The organism is Streptomyces sp. NPDC048644 (assembly GCF_043199105.1).
Taxonomy (GTDB): Bacteria; Actinomycetota; Actinomycetes; order Streptomycetales; family Streptomycetaceae; genus Streptomyces.
On record NZ_JBICVO010000018.1, the window covers coordinates 48818 to 66397 of the forward strand.

General features: G+C 69.6%; 21 protein-coding genes. 12 read left to right on the plus strand and 9 right to left on the minus strand.

What is annotated here, in order from left to right; genetic code table 11:
* Positions 1-231: 231 nt before the first annotated feature.
* Positions 232-870: an ATP-binding protein gene (locus ACGFNI_RS30515; RefSeq protein ID WP_393688337.1), complete on the minus strand. Its 639-nt coding sequence runs from the start codon at positions 868-870 to the stop codon at positions 232-234.
* A 47-nt stretch (positions 871-917) separates the two neighbouring features.
* Here ACGFNI_RS30515 and ACGFNI_RS30520 point away from each other — a divergent pair, with 47 nt between their 5' ends.
* The 6 genes from ACGFNI_RS30520 (at position 918) to ACGFNI_RS30545 (ending at position 3543) form a co-directional block, all read left to right on the plus strand.
* The gene (locus ACGFNI_RS30520; protein WP_393688116.1) at positions 918-1337 is read left to right on the plus strand and encodes a hypothetical protein; all 420 of its coding nucleotides are present in this window, start codon (positions 918-920) and stop codon (positions 1335-1337) included.
* Positions 1297-1833 (plus strand): DUF6879 family protein, encoded by a 537-nt coding sequence (locus tag ACGFNI_RS30525; RefSeq protein WP_393688118.1) that lies wholly within the window; start codon positions 1297-1299, stop codon positions 1831-1833. Before ACGFNI_RS30520 ends, ACGFNI_RS30525 begins: the two co-directional genes overlap by 41 nt.
* A complete protein-coding gene (locus ACGFNI_RS30530; RefSeq protein WP_393688119.1) occupies positions 1830-2672 on the plus strand; it encodes a helix-turn-helix domain-containing protein in 843 nt (280 codons plus the stop codon). Before ACGFNI_RS30525 ends, ACGFNI_RS30530 begins: the two co-directional genes overlap by 4 nt.
* 12 nt (positions 2673-2684) lie before the next feature.
* Positions 2685-2870, plus strand: a complete 186-nt coding sequence (locus ACGFNI_RS30535; protein WP_393688121.1) for a DUF397 domain-containing protein — start codon at positions 2685-2687, stop codon at positions 2868-2870.
* Between the two features lie 4 nt (positions 2871-2874).
* Positions 2875-3213, plus strand: coding sequence for an HD domain-containing protein (locus tag ACGFNI_RS30540; RefSeq protein WP_393688123.1), 339 nt, complete (start codon positions 2875-2877; stop codon positions 3211-3213).
* Positions 3214-3387: 174 nt separating this feature from the next.
* Positions 3388-3543 (plus strand): hypothetical protein, encoded by a 156-nt coding sequence (locus ACGFNI_RS30545; RefSeq protein ID WP_393688125.1) that lies wholly within the window; start codon positions 3388-3390, stop codon positions 3541-3543.
* A gap of 57 nt (positions 3544-3600) precedes the next feature.
* On the opposite strand, the gene ACGFNI_RS30550 is transcribed toward ACGFNI_RS30545, so the two are convergent.
* From ACGFNI_RS30550 to ACGFNI_RS30560, 3 genes are all read right to left on the minus strand, one after another.
* A complete protein-coding gene (locus ACGFNI_RS30550; RefSeq protein ID WP_393688127.1) occupies positions 3601-3858 on the minus strand; it encodes a hypothetical protein in 258 nt (85 codons plus the stop codon).
* Positions 3859-3924: 66 nt separating this feature from the next.
* Complete coding sequence (locus ACGFNI_RS30555; protein ID WP_393688129.1) at positions 3925-4689, minus strand: MSMEG_1061 family FMN-dependent PPOX-type flavoprotein; 765 nt, start codon at positions 4687-4689, stop codon at positions 3925-3927.
* The gene (locus tag ACGFNI_RS30560) at positions 4682-5671 is read right to left on the minus strand and encodes a PDR/VanB family oxidoreductase (protein ID WP_393688131.1); all 990 of its coding nucleotides are present in this window, start codon (positions 5669-5671) and stop codon (positions 4682-4684) included. The genes ACGFNI_RS30555 and ACGFNI_RS30560 overlap by 8 nt, the downstream gene beginning before the upstream one ends.
* Before the next feature lie 128 nt (positions 5672-5799).
* Here ACGFNI_RS30560 and ACGFNI_RS30565 point away from each other — a divergent pair, with 128 nt between their 5' ends.
* Positions 5800-6447, plus strand: a complete 648-nt coding sequence (locus tag ACGFNI_RS30565; RefSeq protein WP_393688135.1) for a TetR/AcrR family transcriptional regulator C-terminal domain-containing protein — start codon at positions 5800-5802, stop codon at positions 6445-6447.
* 53 nt (positions 6448-6500) lie between these two features.
* Here the strand turns inward: ACGFNI_RS30565 and ACGFNI_RS30570 are convergent, their stop codons facing one another.
* Positions 6501-7466, minus strand: a complete 966-nt coding sequence (locus ACGFNI_RS30570; protein WP_393688137.1) for a phosphotransferase family protein — start codon at positions 7464-7466, stop codon at positions 6501-6503.
* A gap of 315 nt (positions 7467-7781) precedes the next feature.
* Between ACGFNI_RS30570 and ACGFNI_RS30575 the strand changes: the two genes are divergently transcribed.
* The 3 genes from ACGFNI_RS30575 (at position 7782) to asnB (ending at position 11186) form a co-directional block, all read left to right on the plus strand.
* Positions 7782-8669 (plus strand): hypothetical protein, encoded by an 888-nt coding sequence (locus tag ACGFNI_RS30575; protein ID WP_393688139.1) that lies wholly within the window; start codon positions 7782-7784, stop codon positions 8667-8669.
* A gap of 32 nt (positions 8670-8701) precedes the next feature.
* Positions 8702-9112, plus strand: a complete 411-nt coding sequence (locus tag ACGFNI_RS30580; RefSeq protein ID WP_393688141.1) for a hypothetical protein — start codon at positions 8702-8704, stop codon at positions 9110-9112.
* Between the two features lie 241 nt (positions 9113-9353).
* On the plus strand, positions 9354-11186 hold the full coding sequence (gene asnB / locus ACGFNI_RS30585; RefSeq protein ID WP_393688143.1) for an asparagine synthase (glutamine-hydrolyzing): 1833 nt from the start codon (positions 9354-9356) through the stop codon (positions 11184-11186).
* Positions 11187-11212: 26 nt separating this feature from the next.
* On the opposite strand, the gene ACGFNI_RS30590 is transcribed toward asnB, so the two are convergent.
* Both ACGFNI_RS30590 and ACGFNI_RS30595 read right to left on the minus strand, forming a co-directional pair.
* Positions 11213-12403, minus strand: coding sequence for an FAD-dependent monooxygenase (locus ACGFNI_RS30590; protein WP_393688145.1), 1191 nt, complete (start codon positions 12401-12403; stop codon positions 11213-11215).
* A gap of 66 nt (positions 12404-12469) precedes the next feature.
* Positions 12470-13966, minus strand: a complete 1497-nt coding sequence (locus ACGFNI_RS30595; protein ID WP_393688147.1) for an MFS transporter — start codon at positions 13964-13966, stop codon at positions 12470-12472.
* Positions 13967-14025: 59 nt separating this feature from the next.
* On the opposite strand from ACGFNI_RS30595, the gene ACGFNI_RS30600 reads away from it, so the two are divergent.
* Positions 14026-14529 (plus strand): MarR family winged helix-turn-helix transcriptional regulator, encoded by a 504-nt coding sequence (locus tag ACGFNI_RS30600; protein WP_393688149.1) that lies wholly within the window; start codon positions 14026-14028, stop codon positions 14527-14529.
* Positions 14530-14595: 66 nt separating this feature from the next.
* On the opposite strand, the gene ACGFNI_RS30605 is transcribed toward ACGFNI_RS30600, so the two are convergent.
* Positions 14596-15603: an aldo/keto reductase gene (locus tag ACGFNI_RS30605; protein ID WP_393688151.1), complete on the minus strand. Its 1008-nt coding sequence runs from the start codon at positions 15601-15603 to the stop codon at positions 14596-14598.
* A 176-nt stretch (positions 15604-15779) separates the two neighbouring features.
* Between ACGFNI_RS30605 and ACGFNI_RS30610 the strand changes: the two genes are divergently transcribed.
* The gene (locus tag ACGFNI_RS30610; RefSeq protein WP_393688153.1) at positions 15780-16667 is read left to right on the plus strand and encodes a helix-turn-helix domain-containing protein; all 888 of its coding nucleotides are present in this window, start codon (positions 15780-15782) and stop codon (positions 16665-16667) included.
* A gap of 53 nt (positions 16668-16720) precedes the next feature.
* Here the strand turns inward: ACGFNI_RS30610 and ACGFNI_RS30615 are convergent, their stop codons facing one another.
* Complete coding sequence (locus ACGFNI_RS30615) at positions 16721-17548, minus strand: class I SAM-dependent methyltransferase (protein ID WP_393688155.1); 828 nt, start codon at positions 17546-17548, stop codon at positions 16721-16723.
* Between the last annotated feature and the right edge of the window lie 32 nt (positions 17549-17580).

The following is a 17580-nucleotide window of genomic DNA, read 5'->3' on the forward strand; positions in this document are numbered from 1 at the left end:
GGCCATTCACGCGGACCGGCCCGCAGGTAGAGGGTGCCTTCGCGAATGTCCGTGACAATCGCGTGGAAGCCCGGCAGATATTCCACCTCGTCACCAACTCCAGGTCGGGAGGTGGTCGGCCGAGCATTTTCCGGAACGTTCACAGTGTCCTTGTCGTTGGTCGTGATCGAGGTCCCTGAGGGGGGGTGTGAGTTCCTGGTCACGCGCACTGCGTGCCGCGCAAGTCGGCGGTCACAAGTGCTCGTCAGTCATGAGGAGTTCCGACCAGACGACCTTTCCCCAGCACCGGGTGTCGGTGCCCCAGTGGGCCGACAAGCTGTCAATCAGCAGGATTCCTCGGCCCGATGGATCATCGGCGCGCGGACGCCGAATGACGGGCAGTTGAAGCGACTTGTCGGTCACGGCGATGCGCACCCGAGGCGCGGCGACGCGTTTGATGCTGACCCGCAGTGAGTGGCCACTGCCGTGCTGCACCGCGTTGGCCACCAGTTCGGCGACGATCAACGAGGCGTCGTCCAGGAAAGCGTCAAGGGTCCATGTGTGAAGGGCTGTTGACACCAGTCGACGAGCGGGTCCGGAGGATCGCGCCGTACGCGGGTATGTCTGGCTGTAGGCCGGAACGCCGGTTGAGGCTGATCTCGTCGCGGCCGTGGTCATGGTTGTCCCTCCGGGGGGTGGAACGCCCGGCCCTGGAGGCGGGGTCGGCTCCGGCTCCTCCAGAGCTGCCGGAGCCTGGCCCGAAGGACCCGGGACAGCGGCGGCATTACAAGGATGCGGAGACGAACGTAGACCTGGGCAACACGAACTCCCAAGAAGATTGCGCGAGTTTGCAGCAAGTTGATTGACGGCTCTGAGCGTGAGGTCGACCATCGATGTGTCGCGCAAAGTGGCGCAAGGTATCCGACAGGAGAACGACCATGAAGCTACGGTTCCTTGGTAAGAACTCCGCGAGTGGGGACTGCCCCACCCTCTACGCAACCGACCGGGACACCTACCTGGTGCAGGGGTGGCGGATCTTCGCGAACGACCTGCTGATGCAGCTCGACATCCCGGAGGGGCAGACCGCTGTGGAGGTCCCGACGGAACTGTTCGAGCACCTGACGAAGGACGGCCTGCCGACCGGGGAGATCAGGCGTCTTGAGGACCCGCTCATGATCCTGACGCCAGAAGGTACGTTCGTCGTTCAGGGCCTGGAGGTGGCAGACCCCGAGGCCCTGTCGAAGATGTCGATCCCGGACTACGAGACTGTGGTCGAGGTCCCCAAGGCCGCGATCACTGCCCTACTGGAGGACCCACGTGGAGCTGATCTCCAGCGCCGAGCGCAACCAGCTCATTGAGAGGTTCGCGCACGACGCCTTCCACCTGGAGCTGAGGGACGACTACACCGTCCCGCACGAAGAATCGCCGTTCACGAGTTGGCAGCGGGGCGAGCCAAACGATCTCTCATGGTTCGGAACCTGGGGTCAACTCGTGCGGCGGGTCGTGGCAGCCGGGTGTGCGGTGCGACGAGTCCGCGTGGTCAGTGAGCCGCACAGCCCCTACATCCAGTGGGAACATGCGGTCACTGCGGAGAACCTGAAGGCGGGCGAGGACATCCGATGGCTTCCCCGCCACCAGGTGCCGAGCGACATCGGCTTCCCGTTGGGTGGCAACGACTGGTGGCTCCTGGGTGACCACCTCCTGGCCGTGGGGCACTTCGGCGAGGACGGCCGAGTTCTGGGATCAGAGGTGGTCGAGGAACCCGCCACCGTCGCCGAGTGCGTTCGCGTCCGGAACTTGCTCTGGGACATTGCCATCCCTCACACCGAGTACAAGTTTCTGATCCCTCGGTGAGTACGCAAGCACAGGAAACGCGTGAGGCGTTGGGCGCCCGGTTGCGCGGCTTTCGGAAGGACGCCGGATTCGCGAGCGGCCGGGCGCTCGCCCGTGCCCTCCACTGGCAGGAGTCGAAGGTCTCGCGTATCGAGAACGGGAAGCAGAACGCGAGTGAGAACGACATACGCCTCTGGTGTCAGACGACCGGGCGCGAGGCCGACGTCAGCGACCTCATTGCGACTGTCCGCCACATCAACGAACTGTGGTCAGAATGGCGCCGACAGCTCCAGGCCGGATCTGAAAACCGTCAGAAGAAGTCTCTGCCGCTCTACCGAAAGACCAAGGTCTTCAGGATCTGGGAGCCCAATATCATTTGGGGCACCGTCCAGACCGCTGAGTATGCCGGGGCCGTCTTCGGCGAGGTGGCCAACTTGTACGGGACTCCGAGCGATACCGATGCGGCTGTGGCAAAGCGCCTCGAACGGCAGGGATACCTCTACAAAGGAGACCGGATCTTCAACGTACTCCTCGGTGAGCAGGCCCTGTACTCAAATCACGGTGGTTCAGAGGTCATGAGGGCGCAACTCGACCGGCTGATGGGCGCGTTGTCGCTTCCCCGGCTCAGTCTGGGTATCGTCCCGCGCTCCGCACCTCTCGAAATTTGGGCCGGGCACGGATTTGCGATGTTTGACGACAAGCTCGTCATGGTGGAGACGTACTCCGCCGAGATGTCCGTGACACAACCGGGGGAAATCGAGACCTATATGAAGGCATTCGAGCTTCATCGGCGTGCTGCGGTCTACGGGCGTACCGCCAGAGAACTCATTCTGACTGCTATCGATCACTTCAACCGCTGACGGGAGGAAAACATGGCTGAAGAGCCGAACTGGCACACAAGTACCTACACAAGGTCGGAAAGCTGCATCGAAGTTGCTGATAACCACCCGGTCAAGATCTTGGTTCGGGACTCCAAGCGCCGTCAAGGTGCCACCCTGGCTTTCCCACGATCGGCCTGGGAGGAATTTGTGACCTTCAGTAGGGCGCAGGGAGAATGAGAACTTGCGCCGCTGCGGCCTGGGTCCGTATGGCTTCCAGATCGACGACTCCAACCTCATCGAAAGCGAGGAAGAGAACCCAACGACTGGTGATGGATCCCGACAGTTCGGCCTTCAGTCAACCCGGGTGAGCGACATCCCGCACATCGGTCGGCGCTACTTGGATGCGGCTTCCAACGAGACGGTCACCGCGGATCAGGTCTCCGCCGCCCACCCGGCAGTTCAGGCCGGGGCCAAGCGCATTGTGCAGGAATATGAGCATGGCGATTCGCTCGAAGTCGTCTGCGCTCACGATGCCGATAAGCTCGAATGCCTCATCCAGGCCGTCGAATACCGTGAGTAAGGCATCTCGACCGTGCAGCCTTGGATCGACAGCAGCATCAGCAAGCTGAAGACCGGTTCGGCTCAGGCCCTTGCCGAGGCAGCTCTCAGCATGTCGTCGGTGGATTGGCAGAAGACCTGCCTTCCGCGCTGAGCTTCGTGTTGAAGCACGCTGTACCCTCGCATCGCTGCTGGCGTGGCGTACGAAACCGGCCTCGACCCGGAGAGTTACGACAAGCTGATGGAGGTCGTGGGCCCGTTCTTCAAGGTCGGCCGCCGTACGGGAAAGGCCCGCAAGCCGCGGGCTGTGGCACCGGCCGACCAAGACACTGGCGCGATCCGGGCCTGGTAAAACGCGATCCGGGCCTGGCCAAGGGAAACGGACGGGATGCAGATGATCGACCTGGGGCTATCCGGTTCCTTCATTGGCGCCTTCTTCCAGGGACGCCAAGCGGGCCTTGTATTCGGCCTGTGTGATCTGCCCGAGGACCGCGAGGCGTTCCAGTTCGGCGGCTTCGGTCGCGCGGGCGATCCTGCGGCTTTGTTCCGCTTGCTCTCTGCCGTATTTGGCGGCTCTGGCGCGCTGTTCGGAGCGGTTTCGCTGGATCTCCTCAGCGATCGCTTTTCCGGTTGCTTCGAGGTAACTGTCGTGTCTGCCCGACCACATTTTGCCCCCTTGGCTGCCTGGGCTGGGTGGGGCAGCCCTCCGCCCAGCCCCCCACCCCCACTCCCATCAAAACAGATCATCCCGGTAACGCTCTTCCACGATCGTGCCGAGGGAGCCGAGACCGGTGCCGAAGTGGGTGGCCATTTTTTCTGCCATTTGGGCGGTTACCTGGTTGTAGAAGTTGGTGCCGACGGTGAGGGAGTCGGCCAGGTTTCGGGGGTCGTCGGACCAGAGGCCGGCGCGGATCACGGCCTTGCCGCACTGGAAGAACGCCTCGCGTACCTTCACGATCGTGGCGAGGACGGCCGGTTTGCCCTCGGCTCCGAGGCGTTCCAGCAGGTCGGGGTCGTCGGTGAGGAACGCGTCGCCGTTCACCCGGAACGTCTCCCGTACGCCGGGGACGAAGAAGACCATGCCCACGGCCGGGTTGCGGGTGATGTTCTCGAAGGTGTCGGCGGTGCGGTTGCCCGGACGGTCGGGGAGGGCCAGCGTCCAGGGGTCCAGGATGCGGACCGTGCCCGGCGGGTCGCCCTTGGGGCTGGCGTCCACGCCTCCGCTGTCGTCGGCGGTGGCCAGGCAGAAGAACGTGCTGTGGGCGATGAAGCGGCGCATGAAGTCGCCGAGGAAGGGTTCCTTTTTCTCCGTGATGAAGAGTTCGGGGTAGCCGATGATTTCGCGGACGCGTGCCATGTCGATGGGGCGGTAGGCGTCGGCTGCGGTGTGTTCGGGGGCGGGGGTGCGGGCGTCCCACATGGCCTGTGCGTCCCATGCGTCGGCTGCGTCCCCTGTGCCGGCGGCAGGGGTGGCGGTGGCGGGGGTGGGATCAGACATCGAGGACCAGCCTGGGGGTGCGTGCCCGGGAGACGCAGAGGTACATGCGGTCGCCCTTTTCCCGGTCCACCTCGGAGAGGATGTCGTCGCGGTGGTCGGGTACGCCGTCGAGCACCCGGGTCTCGCAGGTGCCGCACACTCCCTGGCGGCACGAGCCGGTCACCGGCAGGCCCGCGGCGGTGAGCGCGTCCAGCACGCTGCGCTCCGCGGGTACGTCGACGGTGCGGCCGGACCTGGCGCAGACCACCTCCACCGAGGTGTTGCGGGTGTCTTTCCTGGTCCGTGGCTTGAACCGTTCCATGTGCACGGCCTCGGGAGGCAGGTGTGCGGTGCCGTCGGTCACGGCGGTCAGCAGGGGTTCGGGGCCGCAGGCGTAGACGGCCGTGCGGGGGCGAACCTCAGCAAGTAGCGCGTCCAGGGGTATGCGGCCGGACTCGTCACCCGGGTAGAGGCGGACGGCGTCGCGGTGGGGCGTCAGCTTGTCGCGGAACGCCATGGAGGCGGCGGACCGTCCGCCGTAGGCGAGTTGCCACCTCGCGCCCGACGCGGCGGCCCGGCGCACCATCGGCAGGAGCGGGGTGATGCCGATGCCGCCCGCGATGAACAGGTACGAGTCGGCCGGCTCGAAGGGGAAGTGGTTGCGGGGGCCGCGGATCCGCAGGGGCTGGCCGGGCCGCAGGAAGGAGTGCACGTACTCCGATCCGCCACGGCTCGCGGGATCGCGCCGTACCGCGATGCGGTAGCCGGACGGGTCGTCGGGGGAGCCGCACAGTGAGTACTGCCGGGCGATGCCGGTGGGCAGCACCAGTTCCACGTGGGCGCCGGGCTGCCAGGCGGGCAGTGGTCCGCCGTCCGGCCTGGCCAGCAGCACCGAGACCACTCCGGTGGCCTCCCAGCGGAGTTGCCGCACGATCACCGGGGTCTCCTGCGGTCCGGTTCCGGGGGCCGGTGGGTCGGTGGCGGGCGCGGTCGGGGTCGCCATTCCTCCTCCTTCTGACGGGCTGCTTCTCGTGAACTGGCGAAGAGAGCAGTGGTGAGTGGTAGGCAGTGAGCGATGGGTAGTAACGGTGTTAACAAGCTGGCGTGGACGTTAGTGATAACGTCGTTAACATGTCAATGCGGGAGAGTGGAGGCGCCGGGGCGCGCAAGGGGCCGGTCCGGCCGGACACCGTGGTGGACGCGGCGCTGGCCCTGGTCAATCACGGTGGTCTGGAGTCGCTGACCATGCGGCGGCTTTCCGACGCTCTGGCGACCCAACCGCCCGCGCTGTACCGGCTGTTCAGCGACAAGGGCGCCCTGGTGGACGCGATGGCCGACGCGGTGCTCGCCGCCGCGCTCGGGCCGCTCCCGCAGGCGGACTGGCAGACCCGGATCAGCGTGCTGGCCGGACGGCTGCGGGCGGCCATGCTCGGCCAGCGGGACGGGGCCCGCATCGTGGGCGGTTCCTACACCAGCCGGCAGCCCACGCTGACGCTCGCCGACTCCCTGCTGGCCGCCATGGAGGAGGCGGGGTTCACCGGAGAGGCGGCGGTGTACGCCGTCACCACGGTCTTCTCCTACGTCCTGGGTGAGGTGCTGGAGCAGCAGGGGCGCACCGGGGCCGACCTGGAGGAAGTGACGGCGGGGTTCTCCGATGCGGACTATCCGCACCTGGCCAGGAGCCCGCTGTCCGCGCTCCTCGACTTCGACGCCAGATTCGTGTTCGGGCTCCGGACGATCACGGCAGGGCTACGGGAGGGGCTGGCGCGGGAGGGGTGAGAAGAGGGGAGAAGGGTGCGGTCTGGAGCTCCCCGGAGTGGGGTGCCGGCCCTTCAGCCGTTCAGCCCCGCGTCGAACGGTGTCGCGCGCCACTGTTCGACGGACGGCTTCAATGCCTCCACGAGCAGGGGCAGTTCGGGGGCGAGGGTGAGGCAGGCGATCACGCGGCAGTTGCCCACGGCGTTGACGAAGCGGAGTACCCGGTCGTCGAGTTGCCGCAGACCCCGGCGCCTGGCGGCGGCGTTGTAGGCGGCCTCGCACTCGGGGCCGAGGTACGCCAGGTCCCATTCGACGGGGCCGAGCGTGGCCAGTTCGAAGTCGGAGTACAGGGCGCCGTGCGGGCCGGTGACGATGTTGACGGCGGGGGCGTCGCCGTGGAGCGGCTGGAGGCCGATGCCGGGGAACGCCGCCTCGAATGCGGCGCGGGAGCGTACGACGGGTTCCAGGATTTCCCATTCGCGTCGCGCGCGGTCGAGAGCGGCCGGATCGATGAGGTCGGGACGGGACGCGAGAGCCGCGAGTCCTTCCGTGGTGAACTGCGGTTCGGCGGCCGAGAGGAACGGCAGGTCGCCCGGGTAGTCGCGCAGCGCGGCGTGCAGGTCGGCGACCAGGCCGGAGTGGTGGACGTAATCGGGTTCGGTGCCGGTGTCCTGCTCGGTGAACTGCCAGAAGGTCATGGAGAATCCGTCGCGCTGTACGGGTTCCCGCGGCACGAGCGGGCTCGGTGGGATCACCGGGGTGCCCTGGTCCGCGAGCCACTGCACCACGTCGAGTTCCAGCCGCTGACGCGCCGCCTGGATGCCGGGTCCTGCGTACGGCGGCAGGACGGTGGGTACCCGGACCACCACCGGTGACGGAGCGAGGTGTACGACGACGGAGAACGCGTCGTGGAGCACGGTCGGGTCGGTCACCGTCAGCCCGAGAGCGCGGCCCGCGGCGGTGGCCGCATCGCGCGCGCGTGACGCGCGGGCGGCGAGCTGGTCGGGCGTCATGAAGGCGGGGGGCGTGGACGCGGGCATGACGGTGATCGTGCCAGGCGCGGGGGTGTGCTGCGAGGGAATTACGGGCGGTGGGAGCAGAACGTGCGGTGCGCCCCTCGCCGTGATGAAGGGGCGCACCGCACGTTCTGCCGTGGGGCCGGGTCAGCCCTTGGGGACCAGCGTCCGTTCCCCCGCAAGCGAGGTGAGGGTGGTGGCGGTGTTCATGGTGAGCTTTCCGCTGCCGGGCCAGAGGGTGACGATGTCGTCCTGGCGGGTGGTGCCGCCGAAGGCGTCGGCCGGTGGAGAGGGAGCCGTAGCACCGAGGCGTCGGCCGCGCGGGCCGCCAAGTCCGCGGTGACCGCCCGCAATGCCGCGTCGGCCGCCGACCGCGACGCGAGCAGCGCCGAGGCGTCCGCCGCCGGTGCGGAATTCTCCGCCGGATACGCGCGGGATTCGGCCAGGGAGGCACACAACGCGGCTACCAGGGCCCGGAGTTCCGCCGAAAAGGCAGGAAAGGACGCCAAGGAAACGAAGAAGGCCGCATCGGACGCCTGGCGCGACGTCGAGGAGATGCGCAGCGCGGAAGCCGCGGAGGCGGCCGATGACGCCAAGCGTCTGCGGGAGGAAAGGGCGAAGGAGAAGGAAAAGAAGAAGGGGATTCCGTGCGCCCCGGGCCCCGGTGTCGGCTGGTGTCTCCAGCTGGACGGCGCCTACCTGATCGAAATGGATGCCGATCAGGCCAAGCAGCAGCTCCGCATGGCGGGTGACATCTTCATCGGTTATTCCGATCTGGAGGAGTGCATCAAGGACCCGACCGTGACCAGGTGCGCCGCCTTCGCCGTGGCCGTCACGCCGGTCGGAAAGGTCAAGAAGGCCGGAAAGGCCATCGAGGGGGTGGAGGCGCTTGCGAAGACGACGCGGGTCGGAAAGCTCGCGACGGTTTCGGAAACCGCCTTCAAGGCGTCGAAGGATCTCTCCAAGATGACGGTCAAGGACAAGCACCTCTTCAGTGCGGAAGGACGGTGGGCCAAGTTCGACACCACCTCCAAGGACCAGGTCAAGGACTGGATCGTGGAGGGGCTCACCTCGAAGGACGCGGTGTTCAAGCCCAACAACCCGGAAGATACGTTCAAGGTGGAGGTCAACCTCGGACGCTCCATCGGAACGAAGGGGCAGAAGGGCATCAGGATCATCGTCACCGGCGATGGCCGGGTGTTCAACACCCTTCCGTTCAACCCGTGATGCAGGAGTCAGCCCGTGATGCAGGAGTCAGCATGAAAATCACGTACGAGAATCTGCATGCCGAGGAATCGAGCGGACCCACTCTGGCCGAACTCCTCCTCAGCCTTGAGGGCGATCTGACGCTTTCCGACGGCGGCCGGGATGTGTTCGCCGAGGCGGGATTCCCGGTGGCCGAACTCGCCTATCGCGTGAACGCGTGGCTCACCACGGCGGGCCCTTCGGAAGGCTTCGTACTCGATTCCATGTCGGCCGATCCCGGACTGCTGCGCATTGTGGAACGCGACGGCGGCTGGGTGGTGGGTTCGATCTTCGAGCCGGATTCCTGGACCCGTCCGGTCGGCCGGGAAATCCTCACGACGGAGCTACGGGACTTCGTGCAGAGGGTGCGCGCCGATCTCACGGCCATGGGAATCGATCCTTACTTCCTCCCCGACCCGGATTAGCGCCCCGCCCGGAGACGGCTGGTTTCTCCGTCCCCTCCCGGTTCTGTCCGGGAGGGGACGCCTGAGGCGCCCGTGGCGGAACGAAACGCTTCCTCGGAAGTCCCGGTGAGAAACGCGAAATTAACACAAATTTACCTGTGAGAAAGGCAACGGGGCAGCCGCCCGAGGCGCCGTAGCCAACCCCCGCGAGCAAGTTCATGGTGGATACAACCATCCGCTCGATGAAGAGGGGTTGATCGCGATGTGCGGTATCACCGGCTGGGTCGCCTACCAGCGGAATCTCACGGCTCATACGCAGGTGCTCGACACCATGACCGAGACGATGGCCTGCCGTGGCCCGGACGCCCGTGGCGCGTGGACGGCCCGGCACGCCGCGTTAGGACACCGGCGGCTCGCCGTCATCGACCTGCCGGGCGGCGCCCAGCCGATGCAGGTCGAGACGGATGACGGGCCGGTCGCGATGGTGTATTCCGGCGAGGCGTACAACTACACCGAGCTGCGCGACGAACTCCGCCGCCGTGGGCACCGGTTCACCACCGATTCGGATACCGAGGTCGTGCTGCACGGCTACCTGGAATGGGGCGAATCGCTCGCCGAGCGGCTCAACGGCATGTACGCCTTCGCCATCTGGGACGCCAGGACCGACCGGCTCGTCATGATCCGCGACCGCATGGGCATCAAGCCCTTCTACTACTACGAGACCGACGACGGCATCCTCTTCGGCTCCGAGCCCAAGGCGATCCTCGCCAACCCGCTGTGCGCACCGGTCGTCGGACTCGACGGACTGCGCGAGCTGTTCTCCTTCGCCAAGACCCCGGGCCACGCGATCTGGGACGGCATGCGCGAACTGCTCCCCGGCCACATCGCCGTGGTCGACAGGTCCGGCATCCGCACGCACGCCTACTGGTCGCTCCAGGTCAGCGAGCACACGGACGACCGGCAGACCACCGTCGCGCACGTGCGGGAGCTGCTGGACGACATCATCGCCAGGCAGCTGGTCGCCGACGTCCCCCGCTGCACGCTGCTGTCGGGCGGCCTGGACTCCTCCGCGATGACCGCCATAGCGGCCCAGCAGCTCGGCGCGGTCGGCGAGAAGGTCCGCAGCTTCGCCGTCGACTTCCCCGACCAGGAGAAGAACTTCCAGTCCGTCGACATCAGCCCGACGCAGGACACCCCGTACGTGCACGCGGTCGCCGAGCACGTGCAGTGCGAGCACCGCGACATCATCCTCGACGGCGCGGAGCTGGCCGACCCGGAGGTCCGCCGGGCCGCCGTGGGCGCGCGGGACTTCCCGATCGGCCTCGGCGACCGCGACAACTCGCTGTACCTGCTGTTCAAGGCGGTCCGCGAGCGGTCGACTGTGGCGCTCTCCGGTGAATCGGCCGACGAGATCTTCGGCGGCTACCCGTGGTTCCACGACGAGCGGGTGCATGCCGACACCTTCCCCTGGCTGGCCGGATCGAAGGCGCTCTTCGACGCCTCCAGCCTGGTCGAAGCGGGCCTGGCACGCACCCTCGACCTGCCCGCCTACGTCCACGACCACTACCTCGCCGCCGTCGCGCAGACTCCGCTCAAGGACGGCGAGTCGGGGGTCGAGAAGCGGATGCGGCAGATCTGCTACCTGCACCTGACGCGGATGGTGCAGACCCTGCTCGACCGCAAGGACCGGATGAGCATGGCCGTCGGCCTGGAGGTGCGGGTGCCGTTCTGCGACCACCGGCTCGTCCAGTACGTCTTCAACACCCCTTGGGCGCTCAAGACGTTCGACGGGCGGGAGAAGAGCATCCTGCGGGCGGCCACCCGTGACGTGCTGCCGCAGTCCGTCGCCGACCGCAAGAAGAGCGGCTACCCCGGGACGTTCGACCCGGCGTACCTGTCGGCGATCCAGTCGCAGGCCGCCGACCTGCTCGCCGCCGGCCACCCGGCGCTGGAACTGTGCAACCGCGACCTGGTCAAGGCCGCCGCGCACGCCGCCCACGAGACGGTCACCTCCCAGGACCGCACCACCCTGGAGCGGGCCCTCGACCTGGCCACCTGGTTCGACCTGCGCCGGCCCGTCCTGAAGACCGGCTGACCGCCCGCCGCTGCCCGCCTGCGGGTTCACACCCCGTAGGCGGGCAGCCGGAAGGTGTCGGCCGGCGGGACCAGAAAGCGGCCCAGCGCTCGACTGACGCGGGGGTGCCCGGCGGCGCGCAGCACCGTGTTGAGGGTCCTGATGCCGGCCCGGGTGCGGGGCGAGGCGATGCGGGGCACGCCGGGCGGCAGCTTCTGGGCGCGTGCGACGTAGGGGCGCAGGGCGGATTCGTAGGCGGCGAACGCGTCGGTGTGGTGGGCGTGCCCGGCCAGTTCGCCGGCGAGGACGTAGGCGCCGGCGAAGGCGAGGCTGGTGCCCATGCCGCTGAGCGGGGATGCGCAGTGGGCCGCGTCGCCCAGGACGCCGACGCGGCCTTGTGACCAGCGGGGCATCAGGATCTGGGCGACGGATTCGACGTAGAGGTCGGGAGCGGATTCCAGTGCGGCCAGCACGCGGGGCGCCTCGCCTCCGACGTCCGCGAAGACCCGGCGCAACAGCCGTATCCGGGCGGCGGGTTCGAGGCGTTCGTAGCCGTGGGTTGGTGTGGTGAAGGAGAGGTAGGCGCGGGTGGTGCCCTGGTTGTCGGGGCGCAGGGTCACCGTCCGGCCCTTGGTGGCGTTGTGCCAGCGGGCCCAGCGGTCGTCGTGCGGCTCGCGGGGGATGGTCAGGTACGCGGTGCAAAGACCGAGGTGCCGGGTGCGGGTGGTGTCGCCGAAGACCAGGTCACGGGTGTGCGAGCCGGCGCCGTCGGCGGCGATGACGAGGTCGAAGGCGCGGGCGGCGGCGTGCCGGAAAGTGACGTGGACGCGGTCGCCGTCGTCGTGCAGGTGGGTGATCTCGTCGCCGAAGACGTACGCGGTGTGCTCGCGGGTGGCCTCGTACAGGAGGTGGCACAACTCGCCGCGCAGGATCTCCAGTTCGGTGACCGGGCCCTGGCCGCCGAAGGCGTCCGCAGGCAGCGCGGCGCGGGTGCGTCCCCTGGCGTCGACGAAGCGGATGCCCGCCTCGCCGGTGCTCGCGGCGCGCACCGCGGCCTCCAGACCCATCCGGCGGGCGACGGCGCGTCCGGCGCCCCGCAGGTCCACGGTCTGGCCGCCCGCCCGCAGTCCCGGGGCGCGTTCGACGACGGTGGCTGGCATGCCGTGACGGTGGAGCCAGTGGGCGAGGGCGGGGCCCGCGATGCCCGCTCCGGCGATCAGGACGGTCCTGTGGGACATGGCGCGCTCCTGGTGAAGGGGGAGGTGGGGTACGGGAGTTGGGGAGACGGCGGCCCGGCCGGGACGTCAGACGGCGGCGGTCTCCCGTGGGTCGTCGGCGGCCGGGCCCGTGCCGGTGGCCGGTGCGGTGTGCTGTTCGCCTTCGGGGCGTGCCTTCTTGGGGAGCAGGAAGGTGAGGGCGAGGAAGGCCACCAGCAGGCAGCTCTGCACGATCAGGGCCTGGCGGAATCCGCCGGTGAAGTCGCCGGTTTCGGCCCGGCCGAAGAAGACCGAGCCGAAGACGGCCACGCCGAGTGAGCCGCCGACCGACTGCACCGCGGACAGCACGCCGGACGCCGAGCCGATCTCGTGGTCGTCGACGGCGGCGAGGATGAAGCTGAAGAGGGCGGCGATGACCAGGCCCGCGCCGATGCCGCAGACCGCGATGCCGGGTGCCACGTCCCAGATGGAGAAGGACGCCGGGCCGCCGGTGCCGTCGAGTTCGTACCAGAGCAGGGCCGCGCCGCCGAGCTGGACGAGCGGCCCGACCTGGAGCACCGCCCGGCCGATCCGGTCCGCCAGCACGGCCCCGCTGACCGCGCCGCCGATCGCGGTGCCCACGGCGAGCGGCAGGTTGCCGAGACCGGCCTGGCCCGCGGTGAAGTGCTGCCCGATCTGGAGGTAGAGGGTCAGCACGAGCTGGCTGCCGACCAGCCCGCCGAAGAACAGCGCGATGCCGCCGAGCCCGACGGTGAAGGCGGGCTTGCGGAGCAGCGCGGGGGTCACCAGCGGCGCACGGCCGGCGGCTGCGGTGCGGCGCTGCCGGACGGCGAAGGCGGCGAAGGCGACGACGGACGCGGCCATGCACAGCCAGGTCCACAGCGGCCAGCCGGACTCCTGGCCCTGGTTGAGCGGCAGCACCAGCAGCGCGCAGGCCGCCGCCACCAGGGCCGCGCCGACGCCGTCGATCCGTACGGTGGCATCGCCCGGCTTCCTGGGGACGAAGACCGCGGCGACGATCAGGGCGGCGATGCCGATCGGCAGGTTGACCAGGAAGACCAGGCGCCAGCCCAGGCCGAAGAAGTCGCCCTGGATGAGGCCGCCGCCCAGTACCGGGCCGATGATGCCGCCCAGACCCAGGACGGGCCCGAAGATGCCGAAGACCTTGGTGAGTTCGGGCCCGGAGAAGTTCTCCCGGAGCAGGCCGAGGCCCTGGGGCAGCAGCATCGCGCCCGCGGTGCCCTGGAGCAGCCGGAAGACGATCAGGGCCTCGATGTCCGGGGCCGCCGCGCACAGCAGGGAGGCGGCGGTGAAGGCGGCGAGGCCGGTCAGGAACATACGGCGGCGCCCGTAGCGGTCGCCGAGCCGGCCGCCCAGGATCAGCCCGGCGCCCAGGGTGAGGGCGTAGCCGCCGATCACCCACTGGAGGCCGACGGGGCCCGCGCCGAGGGATTCCTCCAGGGCGGGCCCGGCCACGTTGACGATCGACGCGTCCAGCAGATCCATGATCTCCGCGACGAGCATCACCACCAGGATCAGCCAGCGCCACCGGTAGGGCGGTGCGGCGGTCGGGTCGGCACTCATTTTCCCTCAGCTCATTGATTACCAATTTTCTTAGCAAGATTGAGAGTAACCTGAGGGCCATGGATGTCAAAAGGCCCGCCACCGCCCCTCCGGAAGGCGCCCCCGGCCCCGCCCGGCAGGACCCCGCGACCGCGCCGGGCGGCCCCATCCGGGAGCAGCTGCGGAACCTGACCCTGCGCCAGCAGCGGTTCGAGCGGTATCTCGGCCGGCGGATGGAGGTGGACGCGGCCGGCCTCGCGGTGATGGACCACCTCGTCAACGTCGGGCCGACCACCCCCACCGACCTCGCGCGCAGGCTGGACGCATCCACCGCGGCGACCACCCTGGTCATCGACCGGCTCGTCGCAGCCGGGCACGTCACCCGCGGGCCGCACCCCACCGACCGCCGCAAGGTGATCGTCACCCCCGACGACCACTGGGGCGCCGCCGCCTTCGAGCACGTCGCCCCCGTCATCCAGGGCGTCACGGAAGCCGCCGACGCGCTCTCGCCCGATGAACAGGCCGTCGTCGCGGCGTTCCTGGAGCGCATCGTCGGCGTCTACGACCAGGCCACGAAAACGTGAAACGGGGCGCCCGACCGCCTCCGTTCCGGAGAGGTCGGGCGCCCCGCTGCCGGGCCCGGGGAGCCGCTACCGCCGTCGCAGGGACGGGTCCTTCAGGGCCGGCGGGAGGTAGTAGCTGTCGGCGCGGTTGAGGTCGGTGCCCGGCGGGACGATCGCGTCGATGCGGTCGAGTACGTCCCCGCTCAGCATCACGTCCGCGCCGTCCAGGAGGCTGTCGAGCTGGTCCATGGTGCGCGGCCCGATGATCACGGACGTGACCGCGGGGTGGGCGCGCACGAAGGCGGTCGCCAGGTGCGGCAGGGTCAGGCCCGCGTCGGCCGCCACCTTGGACAGGGCGTCCACCGCCTCCGCCTTGCGGGCGTTCTCCGGGAGCGAGAGGTCGAACTTCTGCGTCTCGATGCCGGCCCGCGAACTGGCCGACAGGGCGCGCCCCGACAGCCGCCCCGCGCTGAGCGGGCCCCAGGTCAGCACGCCCATGCCGTAGCGCTGCGCGGTCGGCAGCACGGCGGCCTCGGCCTGCCGCGCCAGGATCGAGTACGGCGGCTGCTCGGTACGGAAGCGGACATGGCCGCGGCGCTCGGCGGTCCACTGCGCCTCGACGATCTGCTCGGCGGGGAACGTCGAGCTGCCGACCGCCCGCACCTTGCCCGACCGCACCAGGTCCGAGAGCGCCGCCAGCGTCTCGTCGACATCGGTGGCCGGGTCGGGCCGGTGCATCTGATAGAGGTCGAGGTAGTCGGTGCCCAGCCGCCGCAGGCTGTCCTCCACGGCGCGCACGATCCAACGGCGGGAGCCACCGCCCTGGTTGGCGTCGGGCCCCATCGAGCTGCGGAACTTCGACGCCAGCACGACCTCGTCGCGCCGCCCCTTCAGCGCCTTGCCGACGATCTCCTCGGATTCGCCCGCCGCGTACACGTCGGCGGTGTCCACGAGGTTGATCCCGGCGTCCAGCGCACGGTGCACGATCCGTACGCCGTCGTCGTGATCGGTGTTGCCCAGGGCGCCGAGCATCATCGCGCCCAGCGCGTACTCGCTGACCGAGATGCCGGTGCCGCCGAGAGTCCTGCGCTTCATGAGCTGCTCCTTCTAAGGGGTCTGCGGGTTCTGTGGGTTCCACAGGGAGAGTCGCCGATGGCCGTGCCCGGCGGGTATGTGCCTCAGCCTGCGGCCACCGTCAGGAGCGGGCCAGGCCCGTTGCATCCTGGGTCCGGCGGAACCACCCGACCGGGCGCGCGTCGCATACTGGACGGATGCTGCATCGGGAAGTGGAGATCGGCTCGTTCCTCAAGGCGCGCCGGGCGGCGCTCGACCCGGCCGACCTCGGGCTGCCCGGCGGGCGCAGCCGCCGCCGGGTGCGCGGGCTGCGGCGCGAGGAGGTCGCGCAGCTCGCGGCCATCAGCGTCGACTACTACACCCGCATCGAACAGGGCCGCGCGCACGCCATCTCCGCATCCGTCCTGGACGCCATCGCGCGGGCGCTGCGGCTCACCGGCGGCGAGGTGACGTACCTGCGGAACGTCGCGGCGCTCGACCACCGCGCGGGCGACTGCGCCCCGGTCGCGGGACCGGGACAGAGCGTGCGGCCCGAGGTCAGGCAGCTGCTCGACGCGATGTCCTGCACCGTCCCCGCCATGGTCTTCGGCCGCGGCCTCGACATCCTCGCCTGGAATTCCCTGGGCGCCAGGGTCGGCTTCGACCTCGAAGGCACCGCCCCCGGGCGGCACAACTCCGCGCTGCTGGTCTTCCTCGACCCCGCGGCCCGCGCGCTGCACCCGGACTGGGAGCTGATCGCCGAGGAAGTGGTCGGCAATCTGCGCGCCGAGAGCGGGCGGCACCCCGATGACCCGCGGATCTGCGCGGTGGTCGGCGAACTCCTCGAACGCAGCGGGGACTTCCGCAGGGTGTGGGAGGCGCAGGCGGTGAGCGAGTGCCTGCGCGGCACGAAGCGGATCGTGCATCCCCGGGTCGGCGAGCTGCACGTCACCTTCGAGACCTTCCGGCTGACGACCGACGACGACCAGATCCTGGTGACGTACAGCGCGCCGCGCGGCTCGGTGACGGAGTCCAGGCTGCGGGAGCTGGCGGAGCTGCCGGTCGTGGACGCGGGCGATGCGGCGGGGCTGGAACCGGTGGCGTAGCGACGAAGGCGGGGCCCGAACCGGTGGCGTGCGGCGCCCGCGGCCCGCCCGCCTCACGTCCTGGGCGCCAGCGCCTCCCACCGCACCGTGACCTCGCCCTGCCGCAGGCGGCGCGGGTCGCCCGCCAGGGGCCAGTCCGCCGCGAGGGCGCGGACGGCGGCGATCCAGCGCTGCCTCGCACCCAGGGCGCCGAGCGGTGCGGCGGCGGCCCAGGCACGGTCGAAGTCGCGCAGGAAGGCGTGCACCCGCTCGCCCGGCACATTGCGGTGGATCAGCGCCTTCGGCAGCCGTTCTGCCAGGTCGGACGGGGTGTCCAGGGAGCCGAGCCGGGTCGCGAAGGTGACCGTGCGCGGGCCTTCGGGGCCCAGCGCCACCCACACGTGCCGGCGCCCGATCTCGTCGCAGGTGCCCTCGACCAGCAGCCCGCCGGGCGCGAGCCGCGCGCACAGCCGCCGCCAGACGGCCGCCACCTCGTCCTCGTCGTACTGCCGCAGGACGTTCGCCGCGCGGATCAGCAGCGGCGCCCGCTGCCTGCCGCCGGGCAGCGGCACCTCGAAGCCGCCGTGCAGGAAGTCGAGGCCGGGCCGCTCGTAGGGGCGGGCGGCCTCGACACGGGCCGGGTCGATCTCGATGCCGACCACCCGCGCGTCGGGGCGGACCGTCCGCAGCCTGGTCAGCAGCTCCACCGCCGTCCAGGGCGCCGCCCCGTACCCGAGGTCGACGGCGACGGGATCGGCGCTGCGCCGCAGTACGGCGGCGTGTTCGGCGGCGATCCAGCGGTCCATCCGGCGCAGGCGGTTGGGGTTGGTGGTCCCGCGGGTGGCGCTGCCGACGGGGCGGGCGGGCGCCGGGGCGGCGGAGACGGAGGAGCGGCGGGCCATGCGACGAGCCTAAGCCGCGGCCGGAAGGGGCC

What these genes read in the sequence shown, in the direction of transcription:
- ACGFNI_RS30515 (WP_393688337.1), bottom strand. Translation starts at nt 870, where the DNA reads ATGGTCGACCTCACGCTCAGAGCCGTCAATCAACTTGCTGCAAACTCG.
- ACGFNI_RS30520 (WP_393688116.1), top strand. Translation starts at nt 918, where the DNA reads ATGAAGCTACGGTTCCTTGGTAAGAACTCCGCGAGTGGGGACTGCCCC.
- ACGFNI_RS30535 (WP_393688121.1), top strand. Translation starts at nt 2,685, where the DNA reads ATGGCTGAAGAGCCGAACTGGCACACAAGTACCTACACAAGGTCGGAA.
- ACGFNI_RS30550 (WP_393688127.1), bottom strand. Translation starts at nt 3,858, where the DNA reads ATGTGGTCGGGCAGACACGACAGTTACCTCGAAGCAACCGGAAAAGCG.
- ACGFNI_RS30555 (WP_393688129.1), bottom strand. Translation starts at nt 4,689, where the DNA reads ATGTCTGATCCCACCCCCGCCACCGCCACCCCTGCCGCCGGCACAGGG.
- ACGFNI_RS30560 (WP_393688131.1), bottom strand. Translation starts at nt 5,671, where the DNA reads ATGGCGACCCCGACCGCGCCCGCCACCGACCCACCGGCCCCCGGAACC.
- ACGFNI_RS30565 (WP_393688135.1), top strand. Translation starts at nt 5,800, where the DNA reads ATGTCAATGCGGGAGAGTGGAGGCGCCGGGGCGCGCAAGGGGCCGGTC.
- ACGFNI_RS30570 (WP_393688137.1), bottom strand. Translation starts at nt 7,466, where the DNA reads ATGCCCGCGTCCACGCCCCCCGCCTTCATGACGCCCGACCAGCTCGCC.
- ACGFNI_RS30580 (WP_393688141.1), top strand. Translation starts at nt 8,702, where the DNA reads ATGAAAATCACGTACGAGAATCTGCATGCCGAGGAATCGAGCGGACCC.
- asnB (WP_393688143.1), top strand. Translation starts at nt 9,354, where the DNA reads ATGTGCGGTATCACCGGCTGGGTCGCCTACCAGCGGAATCTCACGGCT.
- ACGFNI_RS30590 (WP_393688145.1), bottom strand. Translation starts at nt 12,403, where the DNA reads ATGTCCCACAGGACCGTCCTGATCGCCGGAGCGGGCATCGCGGGCCCC.
- ACGFNI_RS30595 (WP_393688147.1), bottom strand. Translation starts at nt 13,966, where the DNA reads ATGAGTGCCGACCCGACCGCCGCACCGCCCTACCGGTGGCGCTGGCTG.
- ACGFNI_RS30600 (WP_393688149.1), top strand. Translation starts at nt 14,026, where the DNA reads ATGGATGTCAAAAGGCCCGCCACCGCCCCTCCGGAAGGCGCCCCCGGC.
- ACGFNI_RS30605 (WP_393688151.1), bottom strand. Translation starts at nt 15,603, where the DNA reads ATGAAGCGCAGGACTCTCGGCGGCACCGGCATCTCGGTCAGCGAGTAC.
- ACGFNI_RS30610 (WP_393688153.1), top strand. Translation starts at nt 15,780, where the DNA reads ATGCTGCATCGGGAAGTGGAGATCGGCTCGTTCCTCAAGGCGCGCCGG.
- ACGFNI_RS30615 (WP_393688155.1), bottom strand. Translation starts at nt 17,548, where the DNA reads ATGGCCCGCCGCTCCTCCGTCTCCGCCGCCCCGGCGCCCGCCCGCCCC.